This is a genomic window from Micromonospora sp. 4G55, from assembly GCF_016803375.1.
Genome location: NZ_JAEVHN010000071.1, coordinates 1 through 16,952, shown reverse-complemented (window position 1 = coordinate 16,952; position 16,952 = coordinate 1). Strand labels below are relative to the sequence as shown.

Sequence of the window (16,952 nt, the reverse complement as noted above, 5' to 3'; positions counted from 1 at the left end):
GGCCGGGGCGGGGCCGCGACCCGGGTACCGGGGGTGACCACCGGCAACGTCACGTCGGCGCGTGGTGGATGTCGGTCGGGTCCGGCCGGAACAGGCCTGCCCCCGTGACGTCGGCGCCAGGCCGGGGCGCGGGCGTCGGGTTCGGCACGGTCGTCGCCAGAGCCGGCGCATCGGCTCCGGCCCGGAACCAGGCCGCCGTCGAGGCGGGCTGGCGGACCGGGACGGGACGCCGGGACACCGTCTCCACCCGGACGAGCGCCGACTCGGGCACCTCGACCTGGGCCACCGTGCCGGTGCCGGTGTTGTGCAGCTGCACCCGGATCCCGTACCGGGCGGCCAGGTGGGCCACCACGTGCAGGCCCATGCTGCCGGCGGCGGCGCTGGAGAGCACCGCCGGGGCGAGCAGCCGTTTGTTGATCGCGGCGAGCCGGCCCTCGCTGATGCCGATGCCCTGGTCGTGCACGCGCAGCGTGAGCCCGTCGACCGTCCGTCGGCCGTCGACCTGCACCAGGGTGTGCGGCGGCGAGTAGTTGGTGGCGTTCTCCAGCAGCTCGGCGAGGAGGTGGACCAGGTAACCCACCGCCGACCCGTGCACCGCGGCCGCCGGCACGTCGATCTCCACCCGGGTGTAGTCCTCGATCTCGGAGGAGGCCGCGCGCACCACGTCGGCGAGCAGGTGGTCCCCCTCGTACGCCCGCCCCGGCTCCCCACCCGCGAGGACCAGCAGGTTCTCCCCGTTGCGGCGCATCCGGGCGGCGAGATGGTCCAGCGCGAAGAGCCGGGCCAGCGCGTCCGGATCGGTCTCGTCGCGTTCGAAGTCGTCGAGCAGGCGCAGCTGCCGGGTGATCAGGGTCCGGATCCGGCGGGCCAGCGCCTCGGCCATCCGGGTCACGTCCAGCCGCAGCTCGGCCTGCTCGCCGGCGAGCCGCAACGCCGCCCGGTTGACCGTGTCGAACGCCTCGGCCACCTGCGCGACCTCGTCCCGTCCCTGCCGGATGTCCTCGGTCAGCCGGGTCGTCTCGCCCTCGGCCGGCGTGCCCTCACCGGCCGCGATCGCGGTGATCCGCTCGGGCAGTTCCGAGTTGGCCACGGTGAGCGCCGCCACCCGCAGCCGGCGCAGCCGGCGGCTGGTGCGTACGGCCAGCAGCGCGGCGGCCACCAGCGAGGCCGCCGCGACGGCGGTGGTGGCGCCGCCGGTGACCAGGGCCCGCCGGCGGGCGTCCCGGGCCAGGCTGGCGGCCTGCTGGTCCAGGTCCTCGGAGAGCTCGCGGCCGAGCAGGTTGTAGCGCCGGATCGTGCCGCTCTGGGCCACGTACCAGGCGTCGCCGTCGACCTTCAGCGCGGCGACCAGGGTCTCGCCCTTGACGGCGGTGTCCCGCATCCGCTGGGCGGTCGCCACGTCGGTGCCGGCGACCAGCCGGGCGTACGCGGCCTCGGAGTCCTCGTCGGCGATCCGGGAGAACTCGGCCTGACGCTGCTCCCGCGCGCCCCGCAGCTGGCCGAGCCGGACCAGTTCGCCCTGGGCCAGTTCGCCGCGGACGAAGACCGTCCGGAGCAGGTCGCGTTCCAGCGCGGCCAGGTGTTCCTGGCTGGCGACCGCCGCCACCTCCCGGGCGGCGTTGGCCAGCTCGGTGTCGCGCAGCTGCGCGGGCAGCGCGTCGGCGACGGTGAGCAGCGACTCGACCAGTGCCACGTAGGTGGGGTCGGCCCCCTCCGACGCGGGCGCCGATCGCCGGGCGGGGTCGAGCTGGTAGAGCTGGTCGTCGGCGGTGTCGAGCACCCGCCCGAGGTCCGGTGCGGCCCGGCGGGCGTCCCGGCTGGCGGTGCGGAACCGGTCGACGGCGGTGTCCACCCGCAGCCGCTGGGCGTCCACCAGCGGCCGGCCGGTGGAGCCACCCCGCTGGCGCAGGGCGGCCGTCTCGCCGAGTTCCCGCTCCAGCTCGTGCACCAGGCGCACGGTGGCGGTGGCGGTGCCGGCGAGGACCCGGGCCCGGTCGGCGTCGGCGGAGGCGTCCAGCGCGGTGCTGGTCTGGGTGGCGCCCAGCACGACCAGGCCGACGGTGGCGACCAGGATCGGTGCGAGCAGTTGGGTGCGGACCGACCAGAGCCGGTCGGTGTGGTCCGCCGGCCGGTTGTGCCGGCGTATGCGGGCGGGGCGGGGGAGCGGCACGCGGGTCTCCCGGGAATGGTCGGGGGACGCCGGGGTCCGGGCGGTCGCCCGGACCCGGCGCCGTCGGTCAGCTCGCGCCGAGGTCCTGCAGGGCCTTGGCCGCCCCGCGGTGCAGCGGTACGGGGTCGGTCTTGCGGGCGTTGTCCAGGTTGATGCCCTTGGCGGCCGGGTTGGCCTGGGCCAGCGTGTCCTTCTTCTCGAAGACGGTCCGCGCGACGGCGCAGGCGACGTCGGCGTTGAGGTCCTTGCGGACCAGGAGCACGTTGGGCACCACGATGGTCGGGGTGTCCGTCGCCGTCTTGTAGACGTCCGCGCGGATCGTCCCGGCCTGGTACGCGGGGTTCAGCTCGGTCATCTTGGGCAGCAGCGGGGCGATGTCGAGGAACTTCACCTTGTCGCCGGCCGTGGTGAACAGGTCGGTGAGCCCGGCGGTCGGCACCCCGCCGGACCAGAAGAAGCCGTCGATGCTGCCGTCCTTGACCCCCTCGACGGTCTTGGCCAGGTCGAGCCGCTGCGCCTGGACGTCCTTCGCCGGGTCGAGACCGGCGGCGGTGAGCAGGCGGTTGGCGATGACCTCGGTGCCGGACTTGGGGGAGCCGGTGGAGATCTTCTTGCCCTTCATGTCGGCGACCGAGCCGATGCCGGCGTCGGCCCGTACGACCACCTGGGTGTAGTTGTCGTAGATCCGGGCCAGCGCCTCCACCGGCTGCGGCGAGGTGAAGCTGCCCTTGCCCTGCACCGCGTTGACGGCGGTGTCGAAGAGCGAGAAGGCCACGTCGTACTGGCCGCCGACGAGCTGCTCGATGTTCTGCACCGAGGCGCCGGTCTCGGCGGCGGTGCCGGTCAGTTTGCCGTCGGTCGTCGCGGAGAGTTGGCCGGCGAGGGCGTTGCCGACCGGGTAGTACACGCCGGTGGCGTTACCGGTGGCGATGCGACCCGGGTGCTGTCAGTGACCTTGCAGGTGATCTCGCTGGCGGCGTCGTCCTTCGTCGCGCCGTCCTGTTTGCCCCCGCAGCCGGCGGCGCCGCTCGCGACGAGGGCGAGCGCCCCCACTCCCGCGGCCAGCCGCACGTTGATCCGTCTCACTGTTTTCCTCCCCATGGTTCACCGGTGGTGTTGCCGACGGCTCGCCGGTCCGGTTGGCGGAGCCGCGTCGTACGAGGACACCCGCCACCACGGCGGCGGCCAGGACCGCGCCGACCGTGACGGGTACGGGTTCGAGCCAGAGCAGCGTCAGCCCGGCGAGCGCGCCGAGGATCCGCTCCGGTACGCCGGCCGGGCCGACGCCGGGCAGCCAGCCGCCCGCCGCCACGGCCAGCACGGCGACGCTGAGTGCGGAGACCACCGCGGCCACGGCGACCCGCTGCGGCCCGCCGATCCCGAGCAGCCCCAGCCCGGCCGGGGTGATCACGAAGGCGATCGGGATCAGGTAGGCGGCAGGGCGTACCGCAGGGTCTGCCACATGGTCGGCACCAGCCGGCCGCCGGTGACCGCGGCGGCGGCCACCGCGGCGAGCGCGGTCGGCGGGGAGACCTCGGACAGGACCGCGAAGTAGAAGACGAACATCGCCGCGGCGGGCGCGGCGACGCCCAGGTCCAGCAGGGCCGGGCCGATGATCACCCAGCCGATCACGAACGAGGCGGTGACCGGCACGGCCAGCCCCAGCAGGCTGAGCGCGACGGCGGCCAGCACGGCGGTGAGCGCCAGCACCACGGCCGGGTCGGACGAGACCGCCTGCGCGCCGGAGACCAGCAGCGCCGCCGCCTGCGGGCCGAGCCCGGTCTTGGTGGTGGTCGCCGTGATGATCCCGGCCGCGGCGCAGACCGCGCTCACCGCGAGCACCCCGCGCGCGCCGGCGCCCAACGCCTCGACCAGCCGGGCCGGGGTGAGCCGGTGCCGACGGTCCAGGAAGGACAGCGCGGCGGCCAGCACGGTCGCGCCCACCACCGCCTTCGTCGCCGAGACGCCCAGGGCGAGCAGGCCCGTGATCACCAGCAGGGACAGGAAGTGGTAGCCGAAGCGGCCCAGCAGCCGCCAGGGCGAGTCGGTGTGGACGACCACCGGTCGCACGCCCGAGCGCCGGGCGTCGATCTCCACCGCGAGCAGGATGCCGAGGTAGTACAGCACCGTCGGGATGGTCGCCCAGCCCAGCACCTGCAGGTACGACACGCCCAGGTACTCGGCGATGATGAACGCGGCCGCGCCGAGGGTGGGCGGGGACAGGATCGCCCCGACGCCGGCGGCGGCGAGCATTCCGCCGGCGCGTTCGGCCGGGTAGCCGGCCCGGCGCAGCACCGGCCAGGTCACCGCGCCGACGCTGACGGTCGTCGCCGCGCCCGCCGGAGACCGTGCCGAGCAGGAAGCTGGCGGCGACCGCCGTGCGCCCGGGGCGGTCCGGGAGCGCCGGAAGGCGGCGGCGGAGAGTTCCACGAAGAACCGCCCGGCCCCGGAGAGGTCCAGCACCGCGCCGTAGATGGTGAACAGCACGATGTACGAGGCCGCGACGTCGAGCGGGGTGCCGTAGAACCCGCTGTCGGAGTTGTAGAACGCGTCCACGAGCTGGCTGAAGTCGAGCCCGGCGTGCGCCACCGGCCAGGACTGCGGCAGCAGCCCGCCGTAGTAGCCGTAGGCCAGGAACAGCAGGCAGACGGCGGGCAGGATCCAGCCGGTGGTGCGCCGGCAGGCCTCCAGCAGCAGGAGCAGCAGCACGGTGCCCATCGCGACGTCGAGCCCGACGAGCAGGCCCTGCCGGTCGAGGAAGGCGTCGTATCCGCCGCCCCCGCCGCCGACGGTGAACGGCAGCACCGGATAGAGGCAGGCGACCAGGGCCGCGGCGGCCAGCAGCCAGTCCGACCGGGTCGGCCCGGTCGGGTCAGGCCCGTCGCCGGAGGCGGGCGTGCGGCCCGGCCGCCAGGGGATCGAAAGGCCCGCCGGGTACGCCAGGAACACCGTCGGCAGCACGCCGGCCAGGAAAAGGATCAGGTAGTACTTGCTGCCCTGCGTAAGTGGTTGGAAGACCTGGACAAGTGCCAGCAGCGCGATCCCCACCGTCGTGCCGGTGACCAGAAGACGGACCGGGCCGGTGAGCGAGCGCCCCGGTTTCTCGTCCTCGAATTGCGCGGCGAGTTCGCGGGTGTCCGGCACCGTGGCGTGGGGTGGTGCGACCGCCGTGACCTGCGGCGACAGGGGTGCCGGAGCGTCCTTGAGGGCGGCTCTCGCCCCCTTGGAGCCGGTGGGCGGCACCGGTGGGGCGGGACCGTCGGAGAAGCGTACGGACGACACGAGGGGGCACGATACGCCAATTATCTACGCCATGGAACATTGCCGATTATCATTGCGGTCGGTAATGGCGATCTATTTCAATCACGCAGAGAAATCTGAGTAAAGGAGGATTTAACAAATTGATGGAGCTGAACTGTTGACAGGCGCTGGGGGGCGGGGGGCGTCCGAAAAGGATCTGTCCAGTATGGTCCGCATCGCCCCGCCGACGGGCCGCGTCGACGGCCCGACGGCCGGGTGCACGGGAGCGTGCCGGGCGGTGACTGTCCGTAGTGTCAACTACTCTGCGTTGTCGGATCCGAGCCGGCTGTGGCGGGGCGGGAAACCCGTCGAGGGTGTCGGACGTCGCCGGTAGGGTCGGCCGGTGACCACTGCTCAACCACTCATCCAGGCTCGGGGGCTGGTGAAGCGGTTCGGCGACTTCACCGCCGTCGACGGCATCGACGTCGAGGTGCGCCCCGGCGAGGCGTTCGGCTTCCTCGGGCCGAACGGCGCCGGCAAGTCCTCCACCATGCGCATGATCGGCTGCATCTCCCCGCCCAGCGGTGGGGAGCTGCGCATCCTCGGCATGGACCCGGTGCGCGACGGCCCCGCCATCCGGGCGCGGCTCGGCGTCTGCCCCCAGCTCGACAATCTCGACCCCGAGCTGACCGTCCGGGAGAACCTCACCACCTACGCCCGCTACTTCGGCGTGCCCCGCGCGGTGGCCCGGGCGCGCGCCGCCGAGCTGCTCGACTTCGTGCAGCTAACCGAGCGGGCCGACAGCAAGGTCGAGCCGCTCTCCGGCGGCATGAAGCGCCGGCTGACCATCGCCCGCGCGCTGGTCAACGAGCCCGAGATCGTGCTGCTCGACGAGCCAACCACCGGGCTCGACCCGCAGGCCCGGCACCTGGTCTGGGAGCGACTGTTCCGGCTCAAGCAGCAGGGGGTGACGCTGGTGCTGACCACCCACTACATGGACGAGGCCGAGCAGCTCTGCGACCGCCTCGTGGTGATGGACGGCGGGCGGATCGTCGCCGAGGGCTCGCCCCGGGCGCTGATCGAGCGGCACTCCACCCGCGAGGTGGTGGAGCTGCGCTTCGCGGCCGAGTCGCAGGAGGCGTTCGCCGGCAAGCTCGACGGGCTGGGGGAGCGGGTCGAGGTGCTGCCCGACCGGATCCTGCTCTACGTCACCGACGGGGACGCCGCCGTCGGCCAGGTGGAGGCGCGCGGCCTGACGCCGGCCAGCGTCCTGGTCCGGCGCAGCAGCCTGGAGGACGTCTTCCTGCACCTCACCGGCCGCACCCTGGTCGACTGACGGCCGTGGGCGGGGCGGCCCCGGCCGCTGGGTAGCATCGGCGGTCGACGGGGGAGGAGTGTCCATCATGGATGCTGGATCGAGGCGCCAGGCCGGGCTGACCGCGCTCTACCTGGGCGTGTTCGCCACGATCTGGTTCAGCGTGCCGGCGGCCGACCCGCCGCTGCGCGCCGCGCTCGTGGTGGCCAGCGGCCTGGCCCTGCTCACCGCGCTGCTCGGCGCGGTCGTCGTGGTCCGGACCGGGCGCACCGCCGCCGCCCTGCCCCGGGACGGCCGCCGACCGCCGGTACGGCCTCATCGTCGCCGTCGAGTTCGCCGTGGCCGTGCTCGGCGCCCTCGCCCTGGCCGGCCTCGGCTGGTCGGAGTACGTCCCGGTCCTGGTCTGCGCGGTGGTCGGGCTGCACTTCGTGCCGCTGGCCCCGGTGCTGCGCGACCGGCTGCTGGTGCCGCTCGGCGGCGCGCTGTGCCTGGTGGCGCTGGCCGGGCTGGTCGTCGCGCTCACCTCGTCGGTCCAGGCCGGCCTGGTCGTCGGCACCGGCGCCGGGCTGCTGCTCTGGGGCTACGCCGCGCGCGCGTTGCTCGCCACGACCCGCACCGCCTGACCGGCGCCCCACGACGGTCCACCGCCGGGCCCGGTAAAGGGCGCGACACGCGAGGCGGGCGACCGTAGGGTTGCCGCGGCCTGTCGTACCCCCGGGGTAGGAAGGCCGTGGTGGACGGCGGGCGAGACGAGGTCCGGGTGAGCGTGGCGCAACGGCCCCCGTTGCCGAGGGTGCCGGCGCTGGCGGTGCTGGCGCACTACCTGACCGGCTACCGCCGCACCTGGCGGGCCGGGGTCTTCTCGTCCTTCCTGCTGCCGACGCTGACCGTGGTCGGCTTCGGCCTAGGCGTGGGCGCGTACGTCGACCAGGGCGTCGACGGGGTGCGCTACCTCGACTGGATCGTGCCCGGGCTGCTCGCCTCGACCGCGCTCCAGGTGACCATCGGCGAGTCGACCTGGCCGGTGTTCAGCAACTTCCAGTGGATCAAGACCTACTCGGCGCAGACCGCGGCGCCGCTGCGGATCCCCGACATCCTCGCCGGCCACCTGGCCTTCGTGCTGTTCCGGGCGCTCACCGCCAGCGTCGCGTTCCTGCTGGTGACGGCGCTGTTCGGCGCGCTGCGTTCGGGCTGGGCGGTGGCCACTCTGCCGGTGGTGGCGCTGCTCTGCCTGGCGGTCGCCGCGCCGACCTTCGCGTACGCGGCGGTGGTGGACAGCGACAGCTGGCTGGCCATGCTGTTCCGGTTCGCGGTGATCCCGATGACGCTCTTCGCCGGGATCTTCTTCCCGGTCGAGTCGCTGCCCGGCGTGCTGCGCTGGCCGGCGTACGCGACGCCGCTCTGGCACGCGGTCGACCTGTGCCGGGCGGCGACGCTCGGCGTGGCCCCGCAGTGGTCGGTCGCCGGCCACCTGCTCTACCTCGCCGCCTGGGCGCTGGGCGGCTGGTTGCTGGCCGCCCGCCTTTTCCGTCGCCGGCTCGTGGTCTAGGAGGCTCGCGTGGTCACTCTCGTCCTGCCCCGGCTGCTCGACGTCTCCGGCACGTCGCGCCGGTCGGCCTCGGTGGTCGAGCGCAACGTGGCGGCGCTCAAGGCGGTCTACTGGCTGTTGCTGCTCTCCGGGTTCGTCGAGCCGGTGCTCTACCTGTTCTCCATCGGGGTCGGGGTGGGCCAGCTGATCGACGGGCTCACCCTGCCCGACGGCCGGGTGGTGGAGTACGCCGCGTTCGTCGCCCCGGCCATGCTCGCCGCCTCGGCGATGACCGGGGCGCTGGCCGAGACCACCTTCAACTTCTTCGGCAAGATGAAATACCTCAAGCTCTACGACGGGATCATCGCCACCCCGGTGCGACCCTTCGAGATCGCGCTCGGGGAGCTGGGGTGGGCGATGGTGCGCGGCTCGGCCTACTCGGCGGCGTTCCTCGCGGTGATGGTGGCGATGGAGCTGACCTCCGTGGGGCGGGCGTTGCTGGCGTTCCCGGCGGCGGTGCTGGTCGGCTTCGCCTTCGGCGCGGCCGGCATGGCGCTGGCCACCTTCATGCGCAGCTGGCAGGACTTCGACCTGATGGGCTCGGCGCAGTTCACCCTCTTCCTCTTCTCGGGCACCTTCGTGCCGGCCGAGGACTACCCGGCGCTGCTGCGCTGGGTGGTGGAGGTGACTCCGCTCTACCGCTCGGTGCACCTGATCCGGGAGATCTGTGTCGGCGGGTCCGGTTGGCTGTGGCTGCTGGACCTGCTCTACCTGCTGGCGCTGACCGGGCTCGGGCTGGCCGTGGCGTCCCGGCGGATGGTGGGCCTGCTCTACAAGTAACGGGTTAACGGGCGGCTTCCCCGGGGCATGTCGGGGGGACAACCGTTGACCACGAGGAGGGGCGATGGCCTCCGACGACACGTCCGCCCGGGCCGGGCGCGACCGCGACGACCAGAACACCGCGACCGCGGCCCGGTCCCGTTCGGGCGACCCGGGGGGCCGCGCCCCGCGCGGCAGCCGGCCGGTCGGCCCCGACGAGGGCCCGGACAGCCCGGCCGAGTTGCCCGGCTCCGGCTGGGTGGCGGCCCTGAAGCGCACCGTCAAGGAGTTCCAGGACGACAGCCTCACCGACTGGGCGGCCGCGCTGACCTACTACGGGGTGCTCTCCATCTTCCCCGGGCTGCTGGTGCTGATCTCCCTGCTCGGCCTGCTCGGTGACCGGGCCACCCAGGGGGTCAAGGACACCGTCAACCAGGCGGTGCCGGAGGAGAACATCCGGAAGATCATCGAGGGCGCCATCGAGCAGGCGGGCGCCTCGGGCGGGCTGGCCAGCATCGCCGCGATCGTCGGTCTGCTCGCCGCCTTCTGGTCGGCCTCCGGCTACATCGCCGCCTTCATGCGCGCCTCGAACACCATCTACGACGTGCCCGAGGGGCGGCCGATCTGGAAGACCCTGCCGATCCGGCTCGGGGTGACCGCGGTGATCGGCGTGATGCTGCTGGCCTGCGCGGTGATCGTGGTCTTCACCGGCGGCCTCGCCGAGCAGGTCGGTAGCGCGATCGGGTTGGGTTCCACCGCGGTGACGGTGTGGAACATCGCCAAGTGGCCGGTGCTGCTGCTCCTGGTCAGCCTGATGTTCGCGATCCTCTACTGGGCCTCGCCGAACGCCCGGCACGGCGGCTTCCGCTGGGTCAGCCCGGGCGGCGTGCTGGCCGTGGTGATCTGGCTGGTGATCTCCGGCCTCTTCGCCCTGTACGTCAGCAACTTCGCGTCCTACAACAAGACCTACGGCGCGCTGGCCGGCGTGATCATCTTCCTGGTCTGGCTGTGGCTGAGCAACATCGCCATCCTGCTCGGCGCCGAGTTCGACGCGGAGCTGGAGCGCGGCCGGGCCATCTCGGCCGGCCACTCGCCGGAGGAGGAGCCCTACGTCGAGCTGCGCGACGACCGCAAGCTCAAGAAGAAGCGCACCGCCGCCGGGGAGCGCTAGCCCCTCCGACCGGCCAGAGATCGACCCCGTCGCGTCCGGCGCGACGGGGTCGACCTTTTCTTGATCCACTTATAGCTTTTGTCCTAACGGACAAAAGTTGGCGGCGGATTGACCGAAGCTATGGACAGGAGGCACGGAAGGCTCCTACTGTGTCGGACACAACACATCGACGTCACATCGATGTGAACACCGACGCGGAGGTGGATCCCGTGCGGACGGTAGAACCCCTGCACCTACGGCTGTTGCGGCTGCTCCGCGACGCGGGGCCGGCGTCCCGGGCCGAGCTGGGTGACCGCCTCCAGATGCCCCGACCCCGGCTGCTGGCCGAGCTGGAGCGGCTGGTCGGGCTCGGGCTGGTGGCCGAGGCGGGACTTGCCGCCTCCCGGGGCGGGCGCCGCTCGACCCTGGTCGAACTGGACCCCCGGTTGCGCTTCGCCGCCGTCGACCTCGGCGCCAGCTCGATCGACGTCGAGGTGGTCAACGGCCGGCTGGAGCCGGTGGCCGCGTACGCCGAGCCGGCCGACATCCGCTCCGGCCCGAAGGTGATCCTGCACCGGGTCAACGAGCTGCTGCACAAGGCCCGGGTGGACGGGGCGTACGAGAAGCTGGACGGCGTCGGCGTGGGCGTTCCCGGGCCGGTGAGCTTCCGCGACGGGGTGCCCGTCTCGCCGCCCATCATGCCCGGCTGGGACCGGTTCCCGGTGCGTGAGCTGCTCACCCGCGAACACGGCTGCCCGGCGGTGGTCGACAACGACGTCAACATCATGGCGATCGGGGAACGCCACGGCGGGGTCGCCCACTCGATCGACGACTTCCTGTTCGTCAAGATCGGCACCGGCATAGGGTGCGGGATCTACCTGAGCGGCGAGGTCTACCGGGGCACCGACGGCTGTGCCGGCGACATCGGCCACATCCAGGTAGACGCGCACGGTGCGGTCTGCTCCTGCGGCAACGTCGGCTGCCTGGAGGCGGTCTTCAGTGGAGCGGCCCTGGCCCGCGAGGCCATCGCCGCCGCCCGGGCCGGCACCTCCCCGGCGCTCGCCGAACGGCTCGCCGCCCGGGGCGTGGTCACCGCCCGGGACGTCGCCGAGGGTGCGGTCGAGGGCGATGTCGCGTGCATCCAGCTGATCCGCGACGGCGGCCGGCGGGTCGGCCAGGTGCTGGCCGGACTGGTCAGCTTCACCAACCCCTCGATGATCGTGATCGGCGGCGGGCTGGCCCAGCTCGGCCACATCCTGCTCGCCGAGATCCGCAGCGTGGTCTACCGCCGGTCGCTGCCGCTGGCCACCGGCAACCTGCCGGTCGTCCTGTCCGAGCTGGGCCCTCGCGCCGGCGTCGCCGGCGCCGCGGTGCTGGCGAGCGACGTCGCCTTCGGGGAGGCATCATGAGCGCGGCCGAGGGCGGGACGGCTCCGCTGGTGACCCCGCCGGCCGACACCGTCGCGGGCGAGGTGGTCCTGCGCCTCACCGACGTGGTGAAGACCTTCCCCGGCGTACGGGCGCTGGACGGGGTGCAGCTGGAGGTGCGGGCCGGCGAGGTGCACTGCCTGCTCGGGCAGAACGGCGCCGGCAAGTCCACCCTGATCAAGGTGCTCGCCGGGGTGCACCGGCCGGACTCGGGGCACGTCGAGTGGCGCGGCCAGCCCGCCGCCTTCGCCGACCCGCAGGCCGCCATGCGCGCCGGGATCGCCACCATCTACCAGGAACTCGACCTGGTCGAGGACCTCTCGGTGGCGGAGAACGCCTTCCTCGGCCACGAGCCGCGCCGGCTCGGCTTCGTCCGGCGCGGACAGATGGCCCGCCGGACCCGGGAGATCCTGGGCCGGCTCGGCCACGGCGAGATCCCGCCCGGCCGGATGGTCCGCGCCCTGCCGGCCGCCGGCAAGCAGGTGGTCAGCATGGCGCGGGCGCTCTCCCACGAGGCGCGACTGATCATCATGGACGAGCCGAGCGCGGTGCTGGCCCACGACGAGGTGGGCAACCTGTTCCGGATCATCCGGGAACTCACCGCGCAGGGCATCGCGGTCATCTACATCTCGCACCGGTTGGAGGAGATCCGCGAGATCGGCGACCGGGTCACCGTACTCAAGGACGGCCGGACCACCGCGGCGAACCTGCCGGCCCGCGACACCCCGACCCGCGACCTGGTCTCGAAGATGACCGGCCGCACCATCGAGTACGTCTTCCCGGACCGCCCGGCCGGCACCGACACCGGCGCGGAGCTGCTGCGCGTCGACGGCCTCAGCCGGGCCGGCGAGTTCGCCGACGTCTCGCTGCGCGTGCGGGCCGGCGAGATCGTCGGCATCGCCGGGCTGGTCGGCTCCGGCCGCTCGGAATTGCTGGAGACCATCTTCGGCGCCCGCCGCCCGGACACCGGCACGGTCCTGGTGGACGGCCGGGCGCTGCGCCCGGGCAGCGTCGGCGCGGCCGTGCGGGCCGGCCTGGGGATGGCGCCCGAGGAGCGCAAGAGCCAGGCGCTGCTGCTCGGCGAGCCGATCCACCGCAACGTCACGCTCGCCACCTTCAGCCGGTACGCCCGCCTCGGGTTCACTGACGCCGGCCGTGAGCGCGGCGAGGCGGAGCGGATCGCCGACCGCCTCCAGCTCCGGCCCCGGGACGTGCGCCGCCCGGTCCGCACGCTCTCCGGCGGCAACCAGCAGAAGGTGGTGGTCGGGCGCTGGTTGCTCGGCGACACCCGGCTGCTGCTGCTGGACGAACCCACCCGCGGGGTGGACGTGGGCGCCCGGGCCGAGCTCTACCGGGTGATCCGCGACCTGGCCGCGCGGGGCGTCGGGGTACTGCTGGTCTCCAGCGAGGTGCCCGAGGTGCTCGGCCTGGCCGATCGGGTGCTGGTCATGCGCGAGGGTCGGATGGTGCGCGAGGCGCGGCCGGCGAACTGGACGAGAACACCGTGCTCGACCTCGTCATGGCGGGGTCTCTGATGGAAGGCGCGCCGGCATGAACGAGCGCACACAGTTCAGCGAGGTGGCGGCATGAGCGAGACCGCGACGCCGGAGAGCCGGGCGGAGCTGCCGGCGCAGTCCCCGCCCGTCGACCCGGCCGAGACGGCGGCGGCCGGCGGGAAGTCCGCCGGGCCGGGCCGGTTGTCCTGGTGGCACGGCGACGGCGGCGAGGGCGCGAAGCGCAACCTCGGCCTGATCGCGGTGCTGGCGGTGCTGGTCGTCATCGGCGCCGCCACCCGCTCGGACCTCTACTCGAACCCGGACTGGGTGTGGGGCAACACCCTCACCATCCTCAAGCTGGCCTCGGTGGTCGGCGTGGTGACCGTCGGGATGACCTTCGTGATCATCGGTGGGGGCATCGACCTCTCCGTCGGCGCGATCGTCGCGCTCGCCGGGGTCTGGTGCACCACGGTCGCCACCCAGAGCTACGGCGCCGGCGGCATGATCTTCTCGGCGCTGGTCGTCGGGTTGGCGGTCGGCCTGGTCAACGGGGTGCTCATCTCGTACGGCCGGCTGGTTCCGTTCATCGCCACGCTGGCGATGCTGGTCGCGGCGCGCGGTCTGGCCGCGGAGATCTCCGACAAGCAGACCCAGGTCTCGAACAACACCTTCATCAACGGGATCGCCGCCAACAAACTGCTCGGCATCCCGCTGCTGGTCTACATCCTCGCCGCGGTCGTCGCGGCCGGCTGGGTGCTGCTCAACCGCACCACCTTCGGCCGGCGTACGGTCGCGGTCGGCGGCAACCCGGAGGCGGCCCGCCTGGCCGGCATCAACGTCCGGCGGCACACCGTGCTGCTGTACGCGCTGTCCGGGCTGTGCTGCGGCATCGCCGCCATCATGCTCACCGCCCAGGCCAACTCGGCCCAGGCGGCGATGGCCAACCTCTACGAGCTGGACGCGATCGCCGCCGCAATCATCGGTGGCACGCTGCTCAGCGGCGGGCGGGGGACGATCGTCGGCTCCCTGCTCGGCGTGATCATCTTCTCGACGATCACCAACCTCTTCGCCATCAACGGCCTCTCCACCGAGGCCCAGAACATGGTCAAGGGCGGCATCATCGTGGCGGCCGTCCTGGTCCAGCAGGTGCAGTTCCGCAGCCTCACCCAGTTCCTCGGCCGCAACCGGGCCACCACCGCCTGACCGCCGCGGCGCGGTGACGCGCCGCCCTCTTCACGACCCACCGCATCTCGGCGGCCACCTGACGACGGTGGCCGGGATCCGCACACCCTCTTTCGCCCCATCACCGTCACTTTTGGAGGTCGTCATGACCCAGATCAGTCGTGACCTGTCCCGCCGCCGGTTGCTGCTCGGCGGGGCCGCCGTCGGCGCCGGCGTGCTCCTCGCCGGTTGCACCAGCAACGAGACCGAGCCCACCGCCGCGCAGACCAAGGCCGCGGCGGCCGGCGGCAACGCCGACCCGGGCAAGAAGGTGGTCGTCGGCTTCTCCGCCCCGGCCGCCGACCACGGCTGGATCGCCGCCATCACCAACAACGCCAAGGCGCAGGCCCAGGCGTACTCCGACGTGGAGTTCAAGTCCGTCGAGGCCGGCGCGGACGCGGCGGCGCAGCGGGCGGCGCTCTCCACGCTGATCTCGCAGAAGCCCGACGTCATCGTGCTGCTGCCGCACGACGGCAAGGAGCTCAACGCCTTCGGCCTGGAGGCGATGAAGGCCGGCATCCCGGTGGTCAACCTGGACCGGGCCTTCCCGGACGCCCGCGCCTACCGGCTCCAGATCAAGGGTGACAACTACGGCATGGGCGTGGCCGCGGCCACGTACATCATCGAGCAGCTCAAGGCCAAGGGCGTGAGCAACCCGGTCATCGGCGAGATCCCCGGCATCGACTCGCTGGAGCTGACCCAGGAGCGGTCGAAGGGCTTCGCCGACACCCTCGCGGCGAACGGTCTGAAGGTGGCCAACCGCCGACCGGCCGAGTTCACCGCCGACTCCGGCCAGCAGGCCGCCACCGGGCTCTTCCAGGCCCTGCCGAAGATGGACGCCCTCTGGAACCACGACGACGACCAGGGCATCGGCGTTCTCGCGGCGGTCAACCAGGCCAACCGCAAGGAGTTCTTCATGGTCGGCGGCGCCGGCTCGAAGAAGGCGATGGAGGACATCCAGTCCGACAACACGGTGCTCAAGGCCACCGTCACCTACAGCCCGTCGATGGCCTCCTCGGCCATCTCCCTGGCCCGCCTGATCGGCCAGGGCAAGGGCATGTCCGACCTGGTGGAACTCCAGGTGCCCAAGGAGATCGTGCTCGCCTCCGAGACGATCACCAAGGAGAACGCGAGCAACTACCTCAAGCTCGGGTTCTGACACACGGGGGGAGACCCACCTTGTCCACACAGCACAGCGAACTGCGGGTCGGCATGGTCGGCTACGAGTTCATGGGCGCCGCGCACTCGCAGGCGTGGCGCACCGTGAACCGGGTGTTCGAGCTGCCGGCGCGGGTCCGGATGGCGACGATCTGCGGCCGGGACGCCGGGAAGGTCGCCGCCGCGGCCGACCGGCTCGGCTGGGACGCGTACCGCACCGACTGGCGCGACCTGGTCGCCTCGGACGACATCGACGTGGTCGACATCTGCACACCCGGGGACAGCCACGCCGAGATCGCGCTCGCCGCGCTCGCCGCCGGCAAGCACGTCATCTGCGAGAAGCCGCTGGCCAACACGGTCGCCGAGGCCCGGGAGATGACCGCCGCCGCGGCCACCGCCCAGGCCGCGGGGGTACGGTCGATGTGCGGGTTCAACTACCGCCGGGTGCCCGCGGTCGCCCTGATGCGGCAGCTCGTCGCCGAGGGCCGGCTCGGGGTGCTGCGGCACGTCCGGGCGGCGTACCTCCAGGACTGGATCGTCGACCCGCAGTTCCCGCTGGTGTGGCGGTTGCAGAAGGACAGGGCGGGCTCCGGCGCGCTCGGTGACATCGGCGCGCACATCATCGACCTGACCCAGTACGTCACGGGCCAGCGGATCACCGGGGTCAGCGCGGTGACCGAGACGTTCGTCAAGGAACGGCCGTTGCCGGGCGGGTCGAGCGGCCTGGCCGCGCAGGCCGACGGCAACGGTCGGGCCACCGGCCCGGTCACCGTCGACGACGCGGCGGTCTTCGTCGCCCGGCTGGACGACGGGGCGCTGGCCACGTACGAGGCGAGCCGGTTCGCCACCGGTCGCAAGAACGCCCTCCGGGTGGAGATCAACGGATCCCTCGGGACCGTCGCCTTCGACCTGGAACGCCTCAACGAGCTGGAGTTCTACGACGCCACCCGACCCACGGCCGAGCAGGGCTTCACCCGCATCCTGGTGACCGAGGCCGAGCATCCGTACCTGTCGGCCTGGTGGCCGCCGGGGCACATCATCGGCTACGAGCACTCCTTCACCCACCAGATGCGCGACTTCGTCGAGGCGGTCGCGACCGGCGCCGACCCGACGCCCTCCTTCGCCGACGCGTTGCAGGTCCAGCTGGTGCTGGACGCGGTGACCCGGTCGGCGGAGCTGGGCTCCCGATGGACGGAGGTGGAGCCCGCGCTGGCCGCGCTCCCCGTCTGACCAGGCCACCTCCGGCGCCGACCGGCGAGGACCGACCGCGGTTGCGCCCCGCGGACGGGACGGGATCGGCACCGGAGGGCGTGCCGCCCCGGCCACCACGGCCGGCGGCGCACGCGTACGACGGTCGTCCGGTGCTGCCGGACCGGGATTCCCCGGCCGCACCGGAGGACCGCCACCACCGTCCCGGCGACCCGCAGC

13 protein-coding genes and 1 pseudogene are annotated in these 16,952 nt (G+C 72.9%); 10 read left to right on the top strand and 4 right to left on the bottom strand.

Annotated elements, in window-relative coordinates; genetic code table 11:
• Positions 1–49 precede the first annotated feature (49 nt).
• The 4 genes from JNW89_RS09235 to JNW89_RS09220 form a co-directional block, all read right to left on the bottom strand.
• The gene (locus JNW89_RS09235; protein ID WP_309139964.1) at positions 50–2,170 is read right to left on the bottom strand and encodes a nitrate- and nitrite sensing domain-containing protein; all 2,121 of its coding nucleotides are present in this window, start codon (positions 2,168–2,170) and stop codon (positions 50–52) included.
• A gap of 67 nt (positions 2,171–2,237) precedes the next feature.
• Positions 2,238–3,077: a TAXI family TRAP transporter solute-binding subunit gene (locus JNW89_RS09230; RefSeq protein ID WP_238448552.1), complete on the bottom strand. Its 840-nt coding sequence runs from the start codon at positions 3,075–3,077 to the stop codon at positions 2,238–2,240.
• A gap of 39 nt (positions 3,078–3,116) precedes the next feature.
• Positions 3,117–3,632 (bottom strand): hypothetical protein, encoded by a 516-nt coding sequence (locus JNW89_RS09225; protein ID WP_238448551.1) that lies wholly within the window; start codon positions 3,630–3,632, stop codon positions 3,117–3,119.
• A complete protein-coding gene (locus JNW89_RS09220; RefSeq protein ID WP_238448550.1) occupies positions 3,596–5,452 on the bottom strand; it encodes a TRAP transporter fused permease subunit in 1,857 nt (618 codons plus the stop codon). Before JNW89_RS09220 ends, JNW89_RS09225 begins: the two co-directional genes overlap by 37 nt.
• Positions 5,453–5,813: 361 nt before the next feature.
• Between JNW89_RS09220 and JNW89_RS09215 the strand changes: the two genes are divergently transcribed.
• From JNW89_RS09215 to JNW89_RS09170, 10 genes and pseudogenes are all read left to right on the top strand, one after another.
• Entirely contained in the window at positions 5,814–6,746 is a 933-nt protein-coding gene (locus tag JNW89_RS09215) for an ABC transporter ATP-binding protein (RefSeq protein WP_088960835.1), read from the top strand.
• Between the two features lie 317 nt (positions 6,747–7,063).
• Entirely contained in the window at positions 7,064–7,348 is a 285-nt protein-coding gene (locus JNW89_RS09210; RefSeq protein ID WP_238448549.1) for a hypothetical protein, read from the top strand.
• Positions 7,349–7,485: 137 nt separating this feature from the next.
• Complete coding sequence (locus JNW89_RS09205; RefSeq protein ID WP_238448553.1) at positions 7,486–8,274, top strand: ABC transporter permease; 789 nt, start codon at positions 7,486–7,488, stop codon at positions 8,272–8,274.
• 9 nt (positions 8,275–8,283) lie between these two features.
• Positions 8,284–9,093, top strand: a complete 810-nt coding sequence (locus tag JNW89_RS09200) for an ABC transporter permease (RefSeq protein ID WP_238448548.1) — start codon at positions 8,284–8,286, stop codon at positions 9,091–9,093.
• A 64-nt stretch (positions 9,094–9,157) separates the two neighbouring features.
• Positions 9,158–10,243, top strand: a complete 1,086-nt coding sequence (locus tag JNW89_RS09195; protein ID WP_238448547.1) for a YihY/virulence factor BrkB family protein — start codon at positions 9,158–9,160, stop codon at positions 10,241–10,243.
• A gap of 209 nt (positions 10,244–10,452) precedes the next feature.
• A complete protein-coding gene (locus JNW89_RS09190; protein ID WP_238448546.1) occupies positions 10,453–11,631 on the top strand; it encodes an ROK family protein in 1,179 nt (392 codons plus the stop codon).
• A pseudogene (locus JNW89_RS09185) lies at positions 11,628–13,204 on the top strand (sugar ABC transporter ATP-binding protein). Before JNW89_RS09190 ends, JNW89_RS09185 begins: the two are co-directional and overlap by 4 nt.
• A 31-nt stretch (positions 13,205–13,235) precedes the next feature.
• Positions 13,236–14,348, top strand: a complete 1,113-nt coding sequence (locus JNW89_RS09180; RefSeq protein ID WP_238448545.1) for an ABC transporter permease — start codon at positions 13,236–13,238, stop codon at positions 14,346–14,348.
• 124 nt (positions 14,349–14,472) lie between these two features.
• Positions 14,473–15,525 (top strand): substrate-binding domain-containing protein, encoded by a 1,053-nt coding sequence (locus tag JNW89_RS09175; RefSeq protein ID WP_238448544.1) that lies wholly within the window; start codon positions 14,473–14,475, stop codon positions 15,523–15,525.
• A 53-nt stretch (positions 15,526–15,578) separates the two neighbouring features.
• On the top strand, positions 15,579–16,754 hold the full coding sequence (locus JNW89_RS09170) for a Gfo/Idh/MocA family protein (protein WP_375155065.1): 1,176 nt from the start codon (positions 15,579–15,581) through the stop codon (positions 16,752–16,754).
• Positions 16,755–16,952 lie beyond the last annotated feature (198 nt).